Below are 18,768 nucleotides of genomic sequence, written 5' to 3'. Positions count from 1 at the left end.
CTCCCACTTCGCACGAAAGCACTCACATGACCACGAAGACCCACGTCCGCCCTGCCCTCGTGACCGCCGCCGCGCTCGGCGCCGGCGCCCTGCTCGCGCTCGGCGCCCCGCTCGCCGCGAGCGCCCACGTCGGCGTCGATTCCACCTCGACCGCCGCCGGCGCCTACACCGTGCTGAGCTTCGGCATCCCGCACGGCTGCGGTACGAGTCCGACCACCAAGCTCACCTTCACCATGCCCGAGGGCATCGACCGCGTCACGCCGACCGTCAACGCCGGCTGGACGATCGAGACCGTCGTCGAGAAGCTGCCCGAGCCGAAGATCGACTCGCACGGCGCGAGCGTCGTCGACCGGGTCGCGCAGGTCGTCTACACCGCGACGACGCCGCTGCCGAGCGACCTCCGCGACGTGATCGAGCTGTCGCTTCAGCTGCCGGCCGACGCCGAGGGGGAGACCCTCGCGTTCCCGGTGCTGCAGGAGTGCGTCGAGGGCTCGACCGACTGGAGCGAGCCCGTCGTCGAGGGCGAGGAGGAGCCGGAGCACCCGGCGCCCTCGATCGCCGTCACCGCCGCTGAGGAGGGCGGTCACCACGGTGCCGCAGCGCCGGAGCACGGCGACGAGCACGAGTCGAGCGACGCCGCGAGCGACGACGGCACCGCACGGGCGCTCGGCGTCACCGGCATCGCCGTCGGCGTGCTCGGGCTCGGCGCCGCGATCGCGGCGCTTGCGCTCGGACGCCGCTCGCGCAAGGCGGAGTAACGCTCAGGCTGCGCCCGGCCGGTCGGACTCGACCGGTCGGGCGCAGTCGTCGACGCGACGGCCGTGCAGCGCCGCGCGCGTGCGGCCGCCGCGTGCCGTGAGCGTGGCGCGGGCGGCCGTCACTCGCGCGTGCTGCGGCGGGAGAGCATCGCCAAGATCGCACCGATGAATGCGATGAGCGCGATGATGGCGGTCTTCGTCCGAACGTCTGTCGTTCCGTCGAAGAGCAGCGTGGCGAGCACCAACGCGCCGATGAGGTAGAGAAACCAGGCGAGTCTTCCCACACGCGTGTCCTTCCGGCCTGCGGGAGGGATGTCGGCCCCGATCCCACCCGTATTGGATACCAAGTTGGCGATGGTGCCGCAAGGAGGATCGCGTCGAAGCAGAGGCGTGGAGCTGAAGCCGTCGGCGGCGGGAATGTCCCGCGACGGTACTCGCCAGTGTGCCGCTGGTGCGGAAGGAGGGACTCGAACCCTCACGCCCGAAGGCACAGGAACCTAAATCCTGCGTGTCTACCGATTTCACCACTCCCGCGAGTGCCCGACCAGTCTAGGTGCGCGGGCGCACGGGGACGGTGGCCGGCATGTGGATAACTCCGGACCCGTCTCGGCGGCGCTCTGGAGGATGAGGGGTATGCCAGATGCCGTCCGATCCGTCTCCCGCCTCGTCCGTGAGCGCGCGATCCGCGAGGGCGTCGATCTATCGGCCGATCCCGTCGCCGCCGACCGGGTCGCTCGCGAGGAGGTGCGCCGCTACGGCGAACGCACGCTCGCGGGCGGCGGTGAGCCGCTCGGCGACGAGCACGCGGCGACGGCCGGCGTCCTGGCCGAACTGACGGGCTACGGGGCACTGCAGTCGTATTTCGTCGACCCCGAGGTCGAGGAGATCTGGATCAACGGTCCCGATCGGGTGTTCGTCGCGCGCAACGGTGTCGCCGAGCTGACGCCCGTCACGCTCGATCAACGCCAGGTGCGCGACCTCGTCGAACGTATGCTTCGACCATCCGGCCGGCGCCTCGACCTCTCCCAGCCGTTCGTGGACGCCGCCCTGCCCGACGGCTCGCGCCTGCACGTCGCCATCCCCGAGGTGACTCGTGCCTGGTCGGTCAACGTGCGCAAGTTCCGTCGCGGTTTGCACTCCCTGTCGGCGTTGGTCGGGCTCGAGACGCTCACTCGCGAGGCCGCCGAGTTCCTGCGCATGGCGGTGCTGGCCGGCACGAACGTGCTCGTGTCGGGCGCGACGCACACGGGCAAGACCACCCTGCTGAATGCGCTCGCGGCGTGTCTCAGGACCGGCGAACGCGTGGTCACCGTCGAGGAGACCTTCGAGCTCGACATCCAGGCGCGCGACCTGGTCGCGATGCAGTGCCGTCCGCCGAACCTCGAGGGCGCCGGTGAGATCACCCTCCGACGGCTGGTCAAGGAGTCGCTGCGCATGCGCCCCGACCGGCTCGTCGTCGGAGAAGTGCGCGACGCGGAGAGCCTCGACCTGCTCATCGCACTGAACTCCGGCATCGCCGGCATGTGCACGATCCACGCGAACTCCGCTCGGGACGCGCTCGTGAAGCTCTGCACGCTCCCGCTGCTCGCCGGCCGCAACATCGACGCCGGGTTCGTGGTGCCCACCGTCGCCGCCTGCGTCGACTTCGTCGTCCAGCTCGGCATCGATCGGCACGGGCGACGGCGGGTGCTCGAGATCCTCGCGGTCACCGGGGCCTACGACGAGGCCACGGTCGCGGCGGTGCCGATCTTCCACCGCATCGAGGGCGAGCTTCGGGCGAGCGGCGAGGGGATGCCTCGGCTGCACAAGTTCACCGCAGCCGGCTTCGACCCGGCGATCGTGCTGGGCGGCGGCGCATGAGCCTGCCGCCACTCGACGTACTACCGATGAGCGCGGTGCTCGGGCTTGCGTTGAGCGCAGGGGCGCTCCTCGTCCTCGCGCCCTGGTTCTGGCCGAAACCCGCGGCGTCTGCGCGGACAGGTGCGGCGCCGACCCTGCTCATGCGCATCCGTGACGAGCTCGTGCTCGCCGGTCTCGGACGCGTGCCCATCGTCGTCGCGCTCGCCGCCAGCGCGTGCACCGCCCTGGTGTGCGGGGCGGTCGCGCTCGGGGTGTTCGGCGTTCCGGCGCTCGCCGTGGCCGCCGCGGGGCTCGGCCTCTTGGCCCTCCCCATGACCGTCCGTCGCCGGGCCAACGTCAAGCGGGCCGAGTACCGTACGGTCTGGCCGGACGTGGTCGACCACCTCTTGGCGTCCGTTCGGGCAGGCCGACCGCTACCAGAGTCGCTCGCCGAACTCGCCCGCCGGGGACCGACCAGTCTGCGCGGGGCGTTCGACGCGTTCGCGGCGGGGTACGCGCGAACGGGAGATTTCGCCGGAGAAGTCGAGGTGCTGAAGCAGCGGCTCGCCGACCCGACCGCCGATCGCCTGCTCGAGGCCCTCAGGATGGCGCGCGAGGTCGGCGGCACGGAGCTGCCGCAGGTGTTGCGCACACTGTCGAGCGCCCTCCGCGAAGAGGGAGCGGTCCGCGCGGAGGTGCACGCCCGCCAGTCGTGGCTCCGCAACGCGGCACGGCTGGGCGCTGCGGCGCCGTGGCTGCTGCTCGCGGTGCTCGCGACCCGGCCCGAGGCGATCCGTGCGTTCGATTCCCCGGGCGGTGCGCTGGTGATCGGTAGCGGTGTGGTGGTCACCGTGCTCGCGTATCGCCTGATGCTCGCCATCGGTCGCCTCAGGCCGGAGCGGCGGTGGTTCCGATGACGCCGTACGCCTTCGCCATCGGGGTGGTGCTGGGAGTCGGCGTGTGGCTCCTCATCGCGAGCACCCCGCGATTCGGGCGGCGACCGCTCATCGAACGCGTCGCGCCGTTCGTGGCCGACCTTTCGGCCGAGGCGCGCGCCATCGTCGAGCGGCGCACGAACGACCCGGCGATGGCGTTCGTCGCGATGCTCGAGCCATCGGGTTCCTTGCTGCGACGGATTCCCACCATGCTCGCGGGCAATCGGACCGTCGCGCTCCGGTTGCGGCAGGCGGGGTGGCGCCGCGGGGTCGATCGGTTCCGCCTCGAACAGGTGAGCGCTGCGGTCGTGTCGGCCTTCGTGATGGCTGCGGCACTCGTGCTCGCCTCGTTCGGTGGTGGGCCGCCAGTGCTCGTCGCGGTGGCGCCCGTGGTTGGCGGACTCACCGTGTCATCGCTCTTCGAACTGGTGTTGCAGGCGGCCGCGCGACGACGACTCGCCCGCATCGATGAGGAACTCCCCACTGTGCTCGAGTTCCTCACGCTCAGTCTGACAGCGGGCGAATCCCTCCTCGACGCCGTGCGTCGCATCGCTCGATCCTCAGGAGGGGAGCTGAGCGGCGAGTTCGCGCGGGCGGTCGCGGACGCGGGTGCCGGTGCGCCGCTCACCGAGGCCCTGGCCGGCATGCGGGATCGCCTCGCGCACCCACCGCTGACGCAGTCGCTCGACCAGGTGATCGGTGCGGTCGAGCGCGGGGCCCCGTTGGCAGCCGTGCTGCGGGCACAGGCCGCCGATGCGCGCGAGGCGGCGAAGCGCCGGCTCATCGAGTCCGCCGGACGCAAGGAGATCGCGATGCTCGTGCCGCTCGTGTTCCTCATCTTGCCGGTGACCGTGGTGTTCGGGTTGTTCCCCGGCTACCTGGTGCTGCAGGCGGGATTCTGAGCGATGGACCGGCGGGGGAGGCGTGCCGACTCGACACGACGGAAGACACGCGACGAGAGAGGATCACGATGGGGATGAATTGGATGCCGCGACGGCTCAGGAAAGTTGCTGCAGAGGAGCGCGGCGACGTGCCGGGATGGGTGCTCATCACGTTGATGACTGCCGGCCTGGTGGCCGTGATCTGGGCGCTCGCCGGGCCGGCGCTCGGCGGCATGTTCGAGCAGGCGATCGAGCGGGTGAGCGGGCTCTGAAGGTTGGAGCCGGGCAGGCGCGCACCGTGGCGATCCTCCGTCGAAGGTCCGCGCTCGCCGCAGACCGGGGCTCGGCCGTCGCCGAGTTCGCGATGGTCGCCATGCTGCTCACGGTGCTCGCCCTCGCCGTCATCCAGCTCGCCCTCGCGCTGCACGTGCGGAACACCGTGCTCGACGCCGCGTCCGAGGGCGCCAGATTCGCGGCACTTGCAGGCGCGGCGCCGCATGCGGGCGCGATTCGCGCGCGCGAACTCATCACCACTGCGGTCGGGGCGTCGTACGCCACGGAGATCGAGCAGGAACCGATCGAGCGTGACGGGGTCGAGCTGGTCCGGGTCACGGTGCGGGCGGCGCTGCCGGTGCTCGGTCTGCTCGGGCCTCCGTCAAGTCTGGAGGTGTCGGGCCATGCCCCGGTCGAAACGATCGGGTGAACACCGCGTGGTGGCCGAATCGGCAGCCGGCCGCGACCCTGCTCGCTCGGACGAGATGCGGAACGAACGCGGCTCGGCGTCGCTCGAGTTCCTCGGTGCCGCGCTGCTGCTCATGCTGCCCATCGTGTACTTGGTGCTCGCGCTCGGCGACCTCCAAGCGGCGGCGTTCGCCGCCGAGGGAGCATCACGTCATGGCGCCCGTGTGGCGGTCCGCGAGGCCGAGGCATCCGATGTCCGCCGCTCGGCGAATGCAGCCGTGGACCTCGTGCTCGACGACTTCGGCCGATCGGATGACGAACGGCGGGTCGTCGTCGACTGCGGCGGCGCCCGCTGCGATGTGCCCGGCGCCCGGGTGCGGGTGACGGTGCAGCTCGACGTGCGGCTGCCCTTCGCGCCACCGGTGCTCGGGCTCGACCGGGTGCTCGTCGTGCCCATCGAGGCCAGCGCCCTGCAGACGGTCTCGCGGTGGTCGGCGACGGGGGATGGGCGATGAGCGCGGTGGGCCCGGTTCGGCGCTGGCGGCGGATCCGAAGCGCCGGAGCGCAGGGACGAGCCTTGTGCGCGCGGTCGCGCCTCGTCGAGGAGCGCGGCTCCACCCTCCCGCTCGTGTTCGGTTTCGCGCTGCTCGCGCTCGCCGTCGTGCTCGTCGTCGCTTCGGCGAGTTCGCTCTACCTCGAACGCAAACGCCTCCTTGACCTCGCGGACGGCGCCGCGCTCACCGCCGCCGACGCCTGGGCGATCAGCGATGCCGTCGCGGACGCCGACGGCGTGCGCGTCGAGGCCGAGCACCGAGCGATGCGGGAGGCGGCCGAAGAGTATCTCGCGCAGATCGCGCCGACGGACGTCGAGCTCCTCGCGGTGGAATCGCGCGACGGCACGAGTGCGAGCGTTCGGCTCCGGGGCGTCTGGCGGGCGCCGATGAGCAGCGAACTCCTCCCCATCGAGGTCGAGCTCGAGGTCGAATCGACCGCGCGCTCCGTCTTCCAGGTGCCGGCGGAGCCGGGCTGACCTTCCAGGTGCCGGCGGAGCCGGGCTGACGACTGGGCCGCCAGAGGGGCTGGCGACCGAGTTGCGCGGGAGCTGACGACCGGGTCGCGCGGGAGCGACGAGCTCAGGCTGTCAGCGGCGACGGCAGCTTCGAGGAGCGGTACCCGTCGCCCGCGCGGGTCGGCTGCCACCGCCGCCAGTGCTTCGCCGAGAGCCGGAACGGCAGGTGGTCCTGCACGTGCCGCGCCGCCGGGGAGAGCCGCTCGTCGGCCGGCAGATTCAGCCAGAGCGAGAGGGCGGATCCCGCCGTCCCGTAGCTCGCGCGCACCCCCGAGACACCGAGCAGCCGGCCGTAGCCGTCGACGGCGAAGCCGCCGAAGGCCTCCGGGGCGAGTTCCGCGAAGGGTTCGCGCCGGTCAGGATCGAGCAGCCGCACCGGCAGGCTCTGTGCGAGCGTCGCGAGCGACGCCCCGTACTTCGTGGCGGCGCCCGCCTCGGCGGCGATGGCCTCGAGCACTTGAGGCACGGACTCCGGCCGGACGTTCCAATCGCGGCGCACCCGCTGCGTGCGGCTCGGACCGCCGAGCACCTCGGCGGCGAAGGCCGCCACTCGTTCCGTCGCCGCCGGGTCGCCGTCGGCCGAGATCGAGAACGTCCACTGCGCAGGCTCGGTCGGCACTGTGCACGCCGCGAGGAAGTGCTGCACCCGCTCATGCGCGTCGGCCGGGCGCTTCGACCGCAGGGAGTGCGCGCCGCCCGCGGCGGCGGGCAGCCCGTCGTACGTCACGACCTCGGGCATCATCGACCTCGCTTCGGTCATCGCCTCATCCCCGGTGCTGCTCGAAGCGGCCCGCCGCTCGCCGCTCCGCGACGAGACCGGCGAGCGCGGCGAAGGGGGCCGGGCCGTCGATGGCGACGAACTCGACCCCGTCGGGCACGGCGAGCTCCGAGACATCCGCCCCGCCGAGCGCGACGACGAGCCGCAGCGACGGGAACGCGAGCTCCTCCGCCGTCGCACCGAATCCGGCGGGCAGCGCGAGCACCTGCGCCGGGCCGCCACGGAACGCCCCGGGCACCGCCGTGGCCGCGAGCGTCGCCGAGAGTCCGCCGTTCAGCGAGACGGAGGGGAGGAGGTCGGCGTAGCCGGAGAGGGTCAGCCCCTCCGCGGCGAGCGCCTGATGCAGCGCGAGCATCGGCAGCGCGATCACGACCGTCGGGCCGCCGGACGCGGTCACGAGCGTCGGCGGTGCGGCCGGGCCATCCGCCGTGATCCCGTTCCCGAGCTCCTCGGCGGCGATCGACCAGAACGTCTCGGTATCCGCGAGCTCCGGGGCCACGACGCGCACCGCCGCGAGCAGGCCGGCTTCGAGCACCCGCAGTTCGTGCTCGTCGGCCCCGGCGCTGCGGGCGAGCGCGTCCGCGTAGGCGGCACCGAGCTCGGCGAGCGCGGCCGGCGACGGCGCGATGGGCTGCGCCACCCCGCCGGCGAGCTCGATGCTGAAGACGCGGCCGCTCTCGCGGTCGACGCGCAGCTCGGAGATCCCGGCGTCCCGCGCGACGAGCGCCTGGCGCTCGCCGTCGAACGGGGGCTCCAGCCACTTGCCGGGATACGGCACGGCGCGGGCGGATGCGGTCAGGGACGCGACGATCTCGGCATCGGTGAGCACCTCTGCAGGCTATCCGACGGCGCAGAACCTCCGCTCGGCCCGCCCCCTTGTACGCTTCTCCGCAGCTCCCGGCAAGCCTCTGGCCAAGGTGGTGCGCAGCGACTTGCGTGTCCGGACGTGTCGCGGCTCCGGTCGACCGGCCGGTTCGCGCGTGACACGGGACGGGATCGAAGATGTTCTTCCACAAGCAGGAGCTCCAGCACGCGGCGACACCGGAACGGCCGGACGCCGTCTCTGCGCGGAAGCTCCAGGAAGTGCTGGGCGGGCAGTACGGCGAGATCACCGTGGCCCTGCAGTACCAGTTCCAAGCCTGGAACATGCATGTGCCCGGCAAGTACCGGGACCTGGTCTACGGCATCGGCGCCGAGGAGATGGGCCACGTCGAGATGCTCGCGATCATGATCGCGCAGCTGCTCGAACGGGCCCCGCTCGGCCTGACGGAGGACGCCGTGCAGGACGACCCCACGTCGCGGCGATCGTCGGCGGCACCGACGTGCAGCACGCCATCGTGGCCGGCGCCGGGGCTCGGCCGGTCGACAGCAATGGGAACCCGTGGATGGGGAGCTTCATCACGAGCAGCGGCAACCTGCTGGCGGACTTCCAGGCGAACGCCAACGCCGAGATGCAGGGGCGGCTTCAGGTGGCACGGCTCTACCACATGACCGACGACCACGGGGTGCGTGACCTGCTCTCCTTCCTGCTGGCGCGAGACATGATGCACCAGAACCAGTGGCTCGCCGCCGCGGCGGTGCTGCAGGCCGACGGCGTCGAGGCGTTGCCGGTGCCCAGCGACTTCCCGTTGGAGAACGAGGAGCGCGAGGTGTCGTACCAGTACCTGAACTTCTCGGACGGTGCGGAGGCGGGTGCCGGCAGCTGGGCCTCCGGGCCGACCCCCGACGGCAAGGGCGAGTTCAGCTATCTGCCGGAGCCGCCGGCCGGGGTGCCGATGCCGCCGCCCACGCCGCCGGATCCGCGGTTCTACGGCACCACCGAGTGACCCGCGGGCTCGCCATGCGATTGACTGGTGCCCATGACGATCGAGATCCCCGAGCACCTCCTCCGAATCCTTACCGCGCCGGTCTACGGCCACCTCGCCACGGTGCGGCCGAACGGCGAGGTGCAGCTGAACCCCATGTGGTTCGAGTTCGACGCCGAGGCGCAGGTGATCCGCTTCACGCACACGACGAAGCGCGCGAAGTTCCGCAACCTGCAGGACAACCCGGTCATGACGCTCGAGGCGCTCGACGCGGACTCGCCGTTCAAGTACGTCGAGGTCCGCGGCCGCCTCGTCGAGACGATCGCGGATCCGAGCGGTGAGTTCTACGCCCACCTCGGACGCCGGTACGGCGACGCCGATGCGCAGCCGCCGGCCGACAAGGCCGACCGGGTCATCCTCGTGATGTCGGTCGAGAAGGTCGCCGGGCAGTAACCGCCGCCACGCAGCGACGAGGCATCCGACCACCGGGGGAGCGGCTCAGTCCGCTCCCTCGGCCGGGCCGCCCTCGCCGCGGCGGCCCCGGCGGCCGGGCACGTAGCGCGGCACCCAGCGCAGCAGCATCCCGGCGCCGACGAAGCCGAGCACGCCGATCGTCGCACTGGCGGCGGCGATCGACACGAGCGAGGTGACGGCCGAGACGACGACCGGAGCTGCGGCCTGTCCGGCGTCGCCGATGGTGCGGTAGGCGCCGAGGAAGGCGGCCGGATGCCGCTTCGGCGCGAGGTCCGCGCCGAGCGTCAGGATGACGCCGCTCGACAGTCCGTTCGCGATGCCGAAGAGCATCGCCACGGTGATGAACCAGAGGTCGTTGCCCGGCACGTCATGGCTGAACGCGAGGATGAGGTGCCCGGTCGAGAGCCCGACGAGGCCGGGGATCGCGCTCCAGAGCCGGCCGAAGCGGTCCATCACCTGCCCGCTCACGTAGAACAGGCAGAAGTCGATCGTCGCTGAGATGCCGATGACGAGCGCGGCGGCCTCCGGCGCCATGCCGATCGAGACGGCCCACAGCGGGAGGATGACCGTGCGGCTCGCACGGACCGCGGCCAGCAGGCCGATGCCCGAGCCGATGCGGGCGAGCACCCCGCGGTGCTCGACGATCGCCCGGAGCACGCCCTGCGGCGCCTCGTCACCGGCGGCGCCGCCCCGGCCGACCCCGAACACCCGTTCCGGGTCCGGGAGCAGCACGAGCACGACGACGACGGCGAGGCACGCGGCGACGAGCACCCAGAACACCGGCTCGGAGCTCCCCGTCCAGGCGATGATCGCGGCGGCGATGAAGGGGCCGACCGCCCATCCCGCGCGGAACACGCCAGCCAGCGTGGAGAGCGCTCGTGCCCGAACCCGCGCCGGCACGTAGCTCGTGAGGAAGGCGTGCCGGGCGAGACCGAACACCGCGGTGGCGAGGCCGAGCAGCAGCACCCCGATCGCGAGCGCGGTGACGCTCGGCAGCGCGAGCGCCACCACGACGCCGATCACGGCGAGCATGGCGGCGCCGATCATCGCGTTCCGTTCGCCGATGCGGGCCACGAGCCAGCCGGCGGGGAGGTCGCCGAGCAGCTCGCCGATCATGAGCATCGCGGCGACGAGGCCGGCGATCGCGATCGAGGCGCCGCGTTCGGTCGCGACGACCGGGATCACGGGGATGATCGCGCCCTCGCCGAGCGAGAAGAGCAGCGTCGGCAGGTAGGCCGGGAGGACGATCGAGCCCCACGAGAACTGGGGCTGGGAGGCGGTCATCGCTTCCGACGCTACACCCGGCGGAGGGGTCCGCTGCTCGCGCCGACGCGGGGGACGACCCCGCTCAGAGCTCGTGGCGACGGAAGTCGGCCGCCGTCTCGGCCGGGCCGCTCGCGAGGAAGATGCGCGAGGTGTCGCCGGGGCTCGCCGGATCGTAGAGCACCGTCACCGGCGCACCGACGGGCGGCACCTCGGCGGTGCGGTACTTCACCGTGCGCTTCACCCAGCGGTCGGTTCCGTTCAGATCGGTGAACTTCACGGTCAGCGTGAACAGGACCGAGCTCGCCTCGCCGGACGGCAGCGTGCTCTCGGTGACGACCCCGGGGGTGCGCCGGCCGGTGACGAGCATCCGCTCGATGAGCGCGGTGCGGCCGGCGCTGCGGCGTCGTCCGGCCACTCCGGCGAAGTAGGCGGCGACCGCGAGCACGCCGACGAGGGCGGGCAGCCACCACTGCGCGGCGTAGAAGATCCAGGCGCCGGGGCCCCACGCCTCGTCCTCACCGAAGGTGGGGTCGATCTGCATGCCGGGCTGATCGGGCGCGGTCCAGGCGGAGCACCCGAACCAGAGCCCGATCGCGAGCCCGAGCAGCACGAGGGTCAGCGGGCCGACGCCGACGAAGCGGCTCGTGTCGCCGGTGAAGCGGTGGTTCCACTTGGCGTAGAGCGCCCACGCAGCGATGGTGGCGACGATGCCGATCGGGAGCCCGAACGTCGTGTTCGGCATCTGCGACTCCCAGGTGGAGAACACGCTGTTCAGCTCCATGAGCCGGAAGGTGTCGAGGATGCCGGCGAAGCTGTAGCCGATGACGGCGGAGGTCGCGACGAGCAGCAGGGCGAAGGCGGCCGCGGCCAGGGCGGCGCCGGTGCTGCCCTGCTGCCGCTCGAGGCGTTCGCGGCGGGCGGCGGCGGGATCGATCGTGCTCACCGCGTCAGCCTAGCGACCCCCGCACGGGGGCGGCGGTGGTTCGTGCGCGACGGCCGGCCCGGCCACGACTAGGCTGGGGGACGCCATGTTCGAACTTGACCTGTCGACCGAGATCTCCGCGCTCCGCGCGACCTTCCGTGAAATCCGCGCCGTCGTCGACACCGACGCGCTCGAGGCGGACATCGCCCGCCTCTCGGAGGAGGCCGGTGCGCCCGATCTCTGGGACGACCCCGCGAACGCGCAGAAGGTCACGAGCGCGCTGAGCCACCGTCAGGCCGAGCTCAAGCGCATCACGGGCATCGAGTCGCGCATCGACGACCTCGAGGTGCTCGTCGAGCTGGCGAACGAGGCGGGCGACGAGGACAGCGCCGCCGAGGCGCGTGCCGAGGTCGTCGCGCTGCAGAAGACCATCGGCGACCTCGAGGTGCAGACGCTCCTCGACGGCGAGTACGACGACCGCGGCGCGGTCGTGACGATCCGCTCCGGCGCGGGCGGCGACGACGCCACCGACTTCGCCGAGATGCTCATGCGCATGTACCTGCGCTGGGCCGAGCGCCACGACTACCCCGTGAAGGTGCTCGACATCTCCTACGCCGAGGGCGCCGGCATCAAGTCCGCCACCTTCGAGATCGACGCGCCGTACCTCTACGGCACCCTCTCGGTCGAGGCCGGCACGCACCGCCTCGCGCGCATCAGCCCCTTCGGCGGCGCCGACAAGCGCCAGACGAGCTTCGCCGCGGTCGAGGTCATCCCGATCATGGAGGAGGCGAAGGAGGTCGAGGTGCCCGAGAACGACATCCGCGTCGACGTCTTCCGCTCCTCGGGCCCCGGCGGGCAGTCGGTCAACACGACCGACTCGGCCGTGCGCATCACGCACATCCCGACCGGCATCGTCGTGTCGATGCAGAACGAGAAGTCGCAGATCCAGAACCGTGCCGCGGCCATGCGCGTGCTCCAGACCCGCCTGCTGCTCGCCAAGCGCGAGGAGGAGGCGGCGCAGAAGAAGGAGCTCGCCGGCACGATCACCGCGAGCTGGGGCGACCAGATGCGCTCCTACTTCCTCTACGGCCAGCAGCTCGTGAAGGACCTGCGCACCGGGTACGAGGTCGGCAACCCGGCGGTCGTCTTCGACGGCGACCTCGACGGGCTGATCGCGGCCGGCATCCGTTGGCGGAAGCAGAGGCCGACCGACTGATCAGCTGCGCGGCTTTTCAGCCGCGCGACCACTCGGCGCGCAGCCCACTGAGCAGCGCCCGCACGCCGAGCGCGAAGCTCCGGTCGGTCGGCCGGATGCCTCCCGCGGATGCCCCGGCAGCGCGCGCCGCCTCGGCCGCCGCGAACACCGGCGAGCCAGTGCCGGCGTCGCCCGGCGCCATGATGTCGTCGGGTGCGACGGCGTCGAGCGCCGAGCCGATGATGAGCGCCTCGAAGGTGACGAGCGCGTCGACGGCCTGGTCTTGCGGGCAGCCTTCCGAGATGAAGCGTCGCACGATGGTGTCGTAGTTCTGCACCGAGCGCTCCTGCCCGTCGATCGGCGTCGTCGCGAGCAGTTCGATGCCGGCCGGATGCGCGGCGGTGACGTCGCGGTAGGAGCGGGCCCACCTCACGACGGCCGTGTCGAGGGGGACCGTCTCGTCGGCGAACCCGGCCACGTCGAGCTGCTCGGCGAGGGCCCCGCGCATGGCCCGGACGACGTCGGCCTTGCCGCCGAAGTAGTGGTAGAGCGCGGGCGGGCGCACCTCGAGCGAGCGGGCGAGCGCGGTCATCGTGAAGCCGTCCGGGCCGGCCGTGCGCGCGAGCTCGAAGGCGGCGTCGACGATCTGCTCGGCGCTCAGCACCCGCGTCCGCGGACGGCCCGCCCGTCGCGCGCTCGTTTCAGGCAAGAGTCCTCCGATTTTGCAGCGATCCTTCAGTGAGAGTAGCGTGTGCGCTACAAATTTAAGCACCTTAAATAACTCGGTCGCATTCGACCGTGCGGAAGGCGGCGACATGCACTGGAGCTTCGCGGACACCGTGCTCGTGGGCGGGCGCATCATCACGATGGACCCCATGCGCCCGATGGCCGAGGCGATCGCGATCCGCGACGGCCGGATCATCGCCGTCGGCGACGAGTCGGTGGTGCGGGACTTCCGCGGTGCCGCGACGGAGGTCGTCGAACTGCAGGGCGGGGTCGTCACGCCCGGCCTCATCGACGCCCACATGCACCCCATCCAGGGCTTCGAGCTCGCCGTGGGCGTCGACTTCGGCGGCGTCCGCGATGCCGGGACGTTCCTCGCCATGCTCCGTGCCGAGGCGCGCCGCGTCGCCGACGGCCGCGCCGCCGGCGGCTGGGTGCGCGGCTGGAACATCGACTACGACGTCTTCAGCCGGCTGCCGATGACGGCCGCCGCGATCGACGACGCCGTCGAGGGTTCGCCGGCGTTCCTCATGTTCTTCGACGGGCACACCGCGCTCGCGTCGAGCGAGGCGCTGCGGCGGGCCGGCATCACCGGGGCGCGCAGCTTCGGCGACACCTCCGAGATCGTCGTGGACGAGCAGGGCCGCCCGACGGGGGCGCTGCGCGAGGACTCCGCCTTCGACATCGTGCTCCGCACCGCACCGGAGCACAGCGCCGCGGAGATGCGCGAGCTCGTGCGGGGCCTGCTCGGCGGGCTCGCCGAGAGCGGGATCACCGGGGCCTGCATCATGGACGGCAACCCGGGCACCCTCGACCTGCTCGAAGACCTCGACGGCACCGGAGCCGGGCTGCCGCTGCGGCTCGTCACGGCCATGGCGCACAATCCCGGCTACGACGAGGAGCGCACCCAGCACTACCTCGCCCAGCGCGACCGGCACGGCCGGCGCTGGCGCGGCGGGCTCGTGAAGCTCTTCAACGACGGCGTCATCGACACCGGCACCGGCTGGCTCTACGAGCCGGACACCCACGGCGAGGGGCTCAACTCCTTCTGGGCCGACGGCGCCGAGTTCGAGCGCGTCGTGCAGCGGTACAGCGAGGCCGGCTTCCAGATCGCCACGCACGCGATCGGCGACCGCGCCATCGGCACCACGATCGACGCGTACCTCAAGGCCGGCGTCCAGTCCGGCCGCGGCGCCCCGCACCGGATCGAGCACCTCGAGCTGCTCGCCGACCGCGACCTGGCCCGGCTCGGCCAGACCGGCATCACCGCCTCGGTGCAGCCGCTGCACATGCAGTGGCGCAAGGCCGACGGCTCCGACTTCTGGGCCGAGCGGCTCGGGCCAGAGCGCGCCGCGCTCGGCTGGCGGGTGCGCGACATGATCGACGCCGGGGCGATGGTCGCCCTCGGCTCCGACTGGCCCGTCGCGCAGACCGATGCGCGCATCGGCCTCGCCTGGGCGCGCCTCCGGCGCGAGCCCGGCACCCCCGACGCCCCGGTGTTCGAGCCCGACCAGCGGCTCAGCCCGTACCAGGCCCTACAGGGCTACACGGTCTGGGCGGCCCTCGCCCAGGGCGACCGCGACCTCGGCGTCATCGCGCCGGGCTACCGCGCCGACCTCGTCGTCTGGGAGGACAGCCCGCTCGACGTCGACGCCGACGAACTCCTCGACCTGCCCGTCCGGACCACGATGGTCGACGGGCAGCCCGTGTACGCGGCATCCGCCGCCTGACCCCCACCGAATCAGAGGCCCCCATGCAAGACGTCGGCGCGCTCGCGCTCCTCCCCGTCGTCACCATCCTCGTCATCGCCGTCGCCACCCGGCGCACGCTCTTCGCGATGCTCTGCGGCACCCTCGTCGGCGCCGTGCTGCTCGGCGGCTGGGAGTTCTTCGACTCCTGGATCGGCTACTTCGGCACCGCCATGGCGGATGAGACGCTGCAGTGGCTGATGCTCGTCGTCGTGCTCTTCGGCATCCTGATCACGCTCTTCGAGCGCTCCGGCGCCGTCAGCGAGTTCGCCGCCTGGGCGGAGCGCTTCGTGAACTCGCGCCGCAAGTCGCTCGTGCTGAGCTTCCTGCTGGCCGTCGTGCTTTTCGTCGACGACTACCTGAGCGTGCTCACCGTCGGCACCTCGATGAAGGGCATCACCGACCGCTACCGGGTGCCCCGCACCCAGCTCGGCACCATCATGAAGCTCACGGCGGCGCCCGTCGCCGTGATCGTGCCCTTCTCCACCTGGGCGCTGTTCTTCGCCGGCCTGCTCGAGGCGCAGGGCGTGACGGCGAACGGCTCCGGGTTCGGTGCCTACCTGCAGGCCATCCCGTTCATCTTCTTCGGCTGGATCGCCCTCGTCATCGCCGCGCTCGTCGCGCTCGGCTGGTTCCCGAAGCTCGGCGTGCTGAAGAAGGACGTCGCGCGGGCGGAGGCCACCGGCGACGTGTTCCCGCTCGGCACCTCCGACGAGGAGCGCGCCGCCGAGGGCGCCGCGCCCGCCGGCGTCGAGGTCGGCGAGTTCGCCGCGCAGGGGGACGCGGGGGAGCGGGCCGCGGTCGCGGCACCCGTCGCCGTCGCGACCCGCGCCCCCGGCATCGCGAAGCCGCGCCCCTGGAACTTCGTCGTCCCGATCGCGGTCATGATCGCCGTCACGATCCTCACCGAGGTGGACGTGCTGAAGGGCACCGTCGCCGCGCTCCTGGTGGCGATCATCATGTACACGGCGCAGCGCCGTCTCGGCATCCGCAAGGTCTTCGACGCGGCGTTCGACGGCGTCGGCAGCATGCTCTTCGTCATCGTGCTCACGGCGCTCGCCTTCATGGTGCAGCACATGAACATCGACCTGAAGCTCGCCGACTTCGTGATCGACTCCACCGAGCCGTACATGTCCGGCGCCCTGCTGCCGGCGGTCGTCTTCCTCGTCTGCGGCGTCTACGCCTACGCGACCGGCTCGTTCTGGGACCTCGCCGCCGTGATCACGCCCATCGTCATCCCGCTCGCGTTCGCGATGGACGTGAACCCGATCATCGCGGGCGCGGCCGTGTTCTCGGGCGCCGCGCTCGGCTCGACGACCTGCCTCTACGGCGACGGCATCATCCTCGCCTCGCGCTCCACGGGCATCAAGCCGCTCAACCTGATGACGGCGATCCTGCCCTACGCCGCGATCGCCGCGGCGCTCTCGCTCGTGCTGTACCTCGTGGTCGGCTTCGCCGGAATCTGAGGCCCGACGCGGCCGATCGTCCCGAGTGCGGGTGGCGCGCTGGTGAAATCCAGTGTCGCTGCCCGCATTCGGCGCTCCGCTGCTTAGGCTCGAACACGATGATCCGCTTCGATTCCGTCACCAAGACCTACTCGGGCCAGGCGAGGCCCGCCCTGAACGACGTCGGGGTCGAGATCCTGCGCGGCGAGTTCGTCTTCCTCGTCGGCGCCTCCGGCTCCGGCAAGTCGAGCTTCCTGCGGCTGATCCTCAAGGAGGAGAAGCCCAGCAAGGGCGAGATCCACGTCCTCGGGCAGCACCTCGGCTCGATCTCGAGTCGCAAGGTGCCGTACTTCCGTCGCAACCTCGGCGTCGTCTTCCAGGACTTCCGGCTGCTGCCGAACAAGTCCGTCTACGACAACGTCGCGTTCACGCTCCGCGTGATCGGCAAGTCGCGCGGCTACATCCAGTCCGCCGTGCCCGAGACGCTCAAGCTCGTGGGCCTCGACGGCAAGGAGAAGCGGATGCCGCACGAGCTCTCCGGCGGTGAGCAGCAGCGCGTCGCGATCGCGAGGGCGATCGTGAACAAGCCGCAGATCCTGCTCGCCGACGAGCCGACGGGAAACCTCGACCCGGTCACGAGCGCGGGCATCATGACGCTCCTCGAACGCATCAACGCGGGCGGCACGACCGTCGTGATGGCGACGCACGAGGCCGGCATCGTCGATCAGATGCAGCGCCGCGTCATCGAGCTCTCCGCCGGGCAGATCGTGCGCGACGAGCTCGACGCGGGCTACGACGGGCAGACCGTGCGCGAGGTGAACCTGCCGCCGCGCACCGCGCCGGCCGCGGTCGTCGCCACGGTGCTGGAGCCGGAGGGCGAGGCCCGTGCGGCCGAGGCCGCGGCCGACGCCGCGCAGCCGGCGCCGCTCGAACCGATCGCCGACACGGGGATCAGCCCTGCGGCCCCGAAGGTCACGGCGGAGATCATGCGCGAGGCGCAGCCGCTCTACATCGAGCCGGAGGAGACGCGCGACGCCGTCACCGAGGAGGCGGCGGCGATCACCGCCGCGGCCACCGGGCAGATCGACGTCGACCCCGAACGGCTGCGCGCCCAGGCGCCACCCCCGACGGACGATCCTGAGGGCCCGCCGCTCACCCTCGCCGAACGACTGGGCCTCCGCGCGCCCGGCGGCCCGCGCGCCGACGACGACCAGCAGGAAGTGGGGCCGACGAAGTGAGGATCGGACTCGTACTCGGTGAGGCCGCGAACGGACTTCGCCGGAACGCCTCGATGGTGGTCTCGGTGGTGCTCGTCACCTTCGTCTCGCTCACCTTCGTCGGCACGGCCGCGCTGCTGCAGCTGCAGATCGCGCAGATGAAGAACTACTGGTACGACCGCGCCCAGGTCGCGGTGTACCTCTGCACCTCGCTGTCGAGCACCGCGGGCTGCGTCGACGGCGAAGCCACCGAGGAGCAGAAGTCGGCGGTCGAGGCGCAGCTGAACAGCAGCACCCTCGCTCCGTACATCGACAAGTACTACTTCGAGGACCACCAGCAGGCGTACGACAACTTCCAGGAGCAGTTCAAGGGCAGCCCCGCAGCCGACTACGTGACCCCCGAGGTGCTCAACGAGAGCTTCTGGGTGAACCTGAAGAACCCCGACCAGTCCGACGTGCTCGTCGAGGCGCTCGCGGGCATGCCGGGCGTCGAATCGGTGAGCGATCAGCGGCGCCTGCTCGACCAGATCTTCGACGTGCTGAACGCGGCGAGCTACTCCGCGATCGCGGTCGCGGCGATCATGCTCGTCGCCGCGGCGCTACTCATCGCCACGACGATCCGGCTCTCCGCCTTCTCGAGACGCAGGGAGCTCGGCATCATGCGCCTCGTCGGTGCCTCGAACCGCTTCATCCAAACCCCGTTCGTGCTCGAGGGCGTCTTCGCAGGCCTGATCGGCTCGCTGCTGGCCGGCGGGGCGGTGGTCGCGATCGTGCAGTTCTTCGTGCAGGGGTATCTCGCGCAGAACCTCGCGTTCACCTTCGTCGATCTCGGCGACGCGCTGCTCGTGGTGCCATTGCTCATCGTGGTGGGCGTGCTGCTCGCGGCGGTCTCGGCCGGCATCGCGATCACCCGCTACCTCAAGGTCTGATCGCGGCGCCGGGCGGGGTGGTCGTCGCCACCCCGCGCGGGCCGGTAGACTGAACGGCTCGCCGCGCGCAGCTCGCGGCATCCGTCATTCGCATCAGACCGTG

20 protein-coding genes, 1 tRNA gene and 1 pseudogene are annotated in these 18,768 nt (G+C 71.7%); 15 read left to right on the top strand and 7 right to left on the bottom strand.

Going from position 1 to position 18,768, the window contains the following annotated elements:
* The first annotated feature begins 26 nt into the window (after positions 1–26).
* On the top strand, positions 27–758 hold the full coding sequence (locus ACFWE1_RS02250) for a YcnI family protein (protein WP_376931918.1): 732 nt from the start codon (positions 27–29) through the stop codon (positions 756–758).
* A 119-nt stretch (positions 759–877) separates the two neighbouring features.
* On the opposite strand, the gene ACFWE1_RS02245 is transcribed toward ACFWE1_RS02250, so the two are convergent.
* Positions 878–1,042, bottom strand: a complete 165-nt coding sequence (locus ACFWE1_RS02245; protein WP_376931917.1) for a hypothetical protein — start codon at positions 1,040–1,042, stop codon at positions 878–880.
* Between the two features lie 165 nt (positions 1,043–1,207).
* Positions 1,208–1,292 (bottom strand) — tRNA-Leu (locus ACFWE1_RS02240).
* A gap of 99 nt (positions 1,293–1,391) precedes the next feature.
* Here ACFWE1_RS02240 and ACFWE1_RS02235 point away from each other — a divergent pair.
* From ACFWE1_RS02235 to ACFWE1_RS02205, 7 genes are all read left to right on the top strand, one after another.
* Positions 1,392–2,618 (top strand): CpaF family protein, encoded by a 1,227-nt coding sequence (locus ACFWE1_RS02235; RefSeq protein ID WP_376931916.1) that lies wholly within the window; start codon positions 1,392–1,394, stop codon positions 2,616–2,618.
* A gap of 26 nt (positions 2,619–2,644) precedes the next feature.
* Positions 2,645–3,514 (top strand): type II secretion system F family protein, encoded by an 870-nt coding sequence (locus tag ACFWE1_RS02230; protein ID WP_376931915.1) that lies wholly within the window; start codon positions 2,645–2,647, stop codon positions 3,512–3,514.
* 170 nt (positions 3,515–3,684) lie between these two features.
* A complete protein-coding gene (locus ACFWE1_RS02225; RefSeq protein ID WP_376931914.1) occupies positions 3,685–4,434 on the top strand; it encodes a type II secretion system F family protein in 750 nt (249 codons plus the stop codon).
* Positions 4,435–4,502: 68 nt separating this feature from the next.
* On the top strand, positions 4,503–4,685 hold the full coding sequence (locus ACFWE1_RS02220) for a hypothetical protein (RefSeq protein ID WP_376931913.1): 183 nt from the start codon (positions 4,503–4,505) through the stop codon (positions 4,683–4,685).
* 26 nt (positions 4,686–4,711) lie between these two features.
* Positions 4,712–5,116: a TadE family protein gene (locus ACFWE1_RS02215; RefSeq protein ID WP_376931912.1), complete on the top strand. Its 405-nt coding sequence runs from the start codon at positions 4,712–4,714 to the stop codon at positions 5,114–5,116.
* A gap of 55 nt (positions 5,117–5,171) precedes the next feature.
* Positions 5,172–5,609 carry a TadE family protein gene (locus tag ACFWE1_RS02210; protein WP_376931911.1) on the top strand — a complete coding sequence of 146 codons (438 nt, stop codon included), beginning with the start codon at positions 5,172–5,174 and terminating at the stop codon, positions 5,607–5,609.
* A gap of 62 nt (positions 5,610–5,671) precedes the next feature.
* The gene (locus ACFWE1_RS02205) at positions 5,672–6,124 is read left to right on the top strand and encodes a pilus assembly protein TadG-related protein (RefSeq protein WP_376931910.1); all 453 of its coding nucleotides are present in this window, start codon (positions 5,672–5,674) and stop codon (positions 6,122–6,124) included.
* Between the two features lie 103 nt (positions 6,125–6,227).
* Here ACFWE1_RS02205 and ACFWE1_RS02200 read toward each other — a convergent pair whose 3' ends face one another.
* Together ACFWE1_RS02200 and ACFWE1_RS02195 are read right to left on the bottom strand one after the other, a co-directional pair.
* A complete protein-coding gene (locus ACFWE1_RS02200; RefSeq protein ID WP_376931909.1) occupies positions 6,228–6,923 on the bottom strand; it encodes a hypothetical protein in 696 nt (231 codons plus the stop codon).
* A gap of 4 nt (positions 6,924–6,927) precedes the next feature.
* Positions 6,928–7,770, bottom strand: a complete 843-nt coding sequence (locus ACFWE1_RS02195; RefSeq protein ID WP_376931908.1) for a hypothetical protein — start codon at positions 7,768–7,770, stop codon at positions 6,928–6,930.
* A 173-nt stretch (positions 7,771–7,943) separates the two neighbouring features.
* On the opposite strand from ACFWE1_RS02195, the pseudogene ACFWE1_RS02190 reads away from it, so the two are divergent.
* Positions 7,944–8,767 (top strand): annotated as a pseudogene (locus ACFWE1_RS02190) (manganese catalase family protein).
* Between the two features lie 33 nt (positions 8,768–8,800).
* Positions 8,801–9,199: a PPOX class F420-dependent oxidoreductase gene (locus ACFWE1_RS02185; RefSeq protein WP_376931907.1), complete on the top strand. Its 399-nt coding sequence runs from the start codon at positions 8,801–8,803 to the stop codon at positions 9,197–9,199.
* Between the two features lie 45 nt (positions 9,200–9,244).
* Here ACFWE1_RS02185 and ACFWE1_RS02180 read toward each other — a convergent pair whose 3' ends face one another.
* Both ACFWE1_RS02180 and ACFWE1_RS02175 read right to left on the bottom strand, forming a co-directional pair.
* Positions 9,245–10,504 carry an MFS transporter gene (locus ACFWE1_RS02180; protein WP_376931906.1) on the bottom strand — a complete coding sequence of 420 codons (1,260 nt, stop codon included), beginning with the start codon at positions 10,502–10,504 and terminating at the stop codon, positions 9,245–9,247.
* 64 nt (positions 10,505–10,568) lie between these two features.
* Positions 10,569–11,429 carry a DUF3592 domain-containing protein gene (locus ACFWE1_RS02175; RefSeq protein WP_376931905.1) on the bottom strand — a complete coding sequence of 287 codons (861 nt, stop codon included), beginning with the start codon at positions 11,427–11,429 and terminating at the stop codon, positions 10,569–10,571.
* 85 nt (positions 11,430–11,514) lie between these two features.
* Here ACFWE1_RS02175 and prfB point away from each other — a divergent pair, with 85 nt between their 5' ends.
* Positions 11,515–12,624, top strand: a complete 1,110-nt coding sequence (gene prfB / locus ACFWE1_RS02170) for a peptide chain release factor 2 (protein ID WP_376931904.1) — start codon at positions 11,515–11,517, stop codon at positions 12,622–12,624.
* Between the two features lie 16 nt (positions 12,625–12,640).
* On the opposite strand, the gene ACFWE1_RS02165 is transcribed toward prfB, so the two are convergent.
* Positions 12,641–13,312, bottom strand: coding sequence for a TetR/AcrR family transcriptional regulator (locus ACFWE1_RS02165; RefSeq protein WP_376931903.1), 672 nt, complete (start codon positions 13,310–13,312; stop codon positions 12,641–12,643).
* A gap of 106 nt (positions 13,313–13,418) precedes the next feature.
* On the opposite strand from ACFWE1_RS02165, the gene ACFWE1_RS02160 reads away from it, so the two are divergent.
* The 4 genes from ACFWE1_RS02160 to ftsX all read left to right on the top strand — a co-directional run bounded on the left by ACFWE1_RS02160 (position 13,419) and on the right by ftsX (position 18,665).
* Positions 13,419–15,056 carry an amidohydrolase gene (locus tag ACFWE1_RS02160; RefSeq protein WP_376931902.1) on the top strand — a complete coding sequence of 546 codons (1,638 nt, stop codon included), beginning with the start codon at positions 13,419–13,421 and terminating at the stop codon, positions 15,054–15,056.
* Positions 15,057–15,079: 23 nt separating this feature from the next.
* Complete coding sequence (locus ACFWE1_RS02155; RefSeq protein ID WP_376931901.1) at positions 15,080–16,540, top strand: Na+/H+ antiporter NhaC family protein; 1,461 nt, start codon at positions 15,080–15,082, stop codon at positions 16,538–16,540.
* Positions 16,541–16,638: 98 nt separating this feature from the next.
* Complete coding sequence (gene ftsE / locus ACFWE1_RS02150) at positions 16,639–17,757, top strand: cell division ATP-binding protein FtsE (RefSeq protein ID WP_376931900.1); 1,119 nt, start codon at positions 16,639–16,641, stop codon at positions 17,755–17,757.
* Positions 17,754–18,665 carry a permease-like cell division protein FtsX gene (gene ftsX / locus ACFWE1_RS02145; protein ID WP_189084665.1) on the top strand — a complete coding sequence of 304 codons (912 nt, stop codon included), beginning with the start codon at positions 17,754–17,756 and terminating at the stop codon, positions 18,663–18,665. Before ftsE ends, ftsX begins: the two co-directional genes overlap by 4 nt.
* Positions 18,666–18,768: the final 103 nt, after the last annotated feature.

Origin of the sequence: Agromyces sp. NPDC060279, from assembly GCF_042726785.1 — a bacterium.
Classification (GTDB): Bacteria; Actinomycetota; Actinomycetes; order Actinomycetales; family Microbacteriaceae; genus Agromyces.
This window is presented reverse-complemented; position numbering and strand designations above follow the sequence as displayed.

Excerpts from the sequence above, each read along its gene's own strand:
- ACFWE1_RS02250 (WP_376931918.1), top strand. The coding sequence starts at position 27 with ATGACCACGAAGACCCACGTCCGCCCTGCCCTCGTGACCGCCGCCGCG.
- ACFWE1_RS02235 (WP_376931916.1), top strand. The coding sequence starts at position 1,392 with ATGCCAGATGCCGTCCGATCCGTCTCCCGCCTCGTCCGTGAGCGCGCG.
- ACFWE1_RS02230 (WP_376931915.1), top strand. The coding sequence starts at position 2,645 with ATGAGCGCGGTGCTCGGGCTTGCGTTGAGCGCAGGGGCGCTCCTCGTC.
- ACFWE1_RS02225 (WP_376931914.1), top strand. The coding sequence starts at position 3,685 with ATGGCGTTCGTCGCGATGCTCGAGCCATCGGGTTCCTTGCTGCGACGG.
- ACFWE1_RS02220 (WP_376931913.1), top strand. The coding sequence starts at position 4,503 with ATGGGGATGAATTGGATGCCGCGACGGCTCAGGAAAGTTGCTGCAGAG.
- ACFWE1_RS02210 (WP_376931911.1), top strand. The coding sequence starts at position 5,172 with ATGCGGAACGAACGCGGCTCGGCGTCGCTCGAGTTCCTCGGTGCCGCG.
- ACFWE1_RS02200 (WP_376931909.1), bottom strand. The coding sequence starts at position 6,923 with ATGACCGAAGCGAGGTCGATGATGCCCGAGGTCGTGACGTACGACGGG.
- ACFWE1_RS02185 (WP_376931907.1), top strand. The coding sequence starts at position 8,801 with ATGACGATCGAGATCCCCGAGCACCTCCTCCGAATCCTTACCGCGCCG.
- ACFWE1_RS02180 (WP_376931906.1), bottom strand. The coding sequence starts at position 10,504 with ATGACCGCCTCCCAGCCCCAGTTCTCGTGGGGCTCGATCGTCCTCCCG.
- prfB (WP_376931904.1), top strand. The coding sequence starts at position 11,515 with ATGTTCGAACTTGACCTGTCGACCGAGATCTCCGCGCTCCGCGCGACC.
- ACFWE1_RS02160 (WP_376931902.1), top strand. The coding sequence starts at position 13,419 with ATGCACTGGAGCTTCGCGGACACCGTGCTCGTGGGCGGGCGCATCATC.
- ACFWE1_RS02155 (WP_376931901.1), top strand. The coding sequence starts at position 15,080 with ATGCAAGACGTCGGCGCGCTCGCGCTCCTCCCCGTCGTCACCATCCTC.
- ftsE (WP_376931900.1), top strand. The coding sequence starts at position 16,639 with ATGATCCGCTTCGATTCCGTCACCAAGACCTACTCGGGCCAGGCGAGG.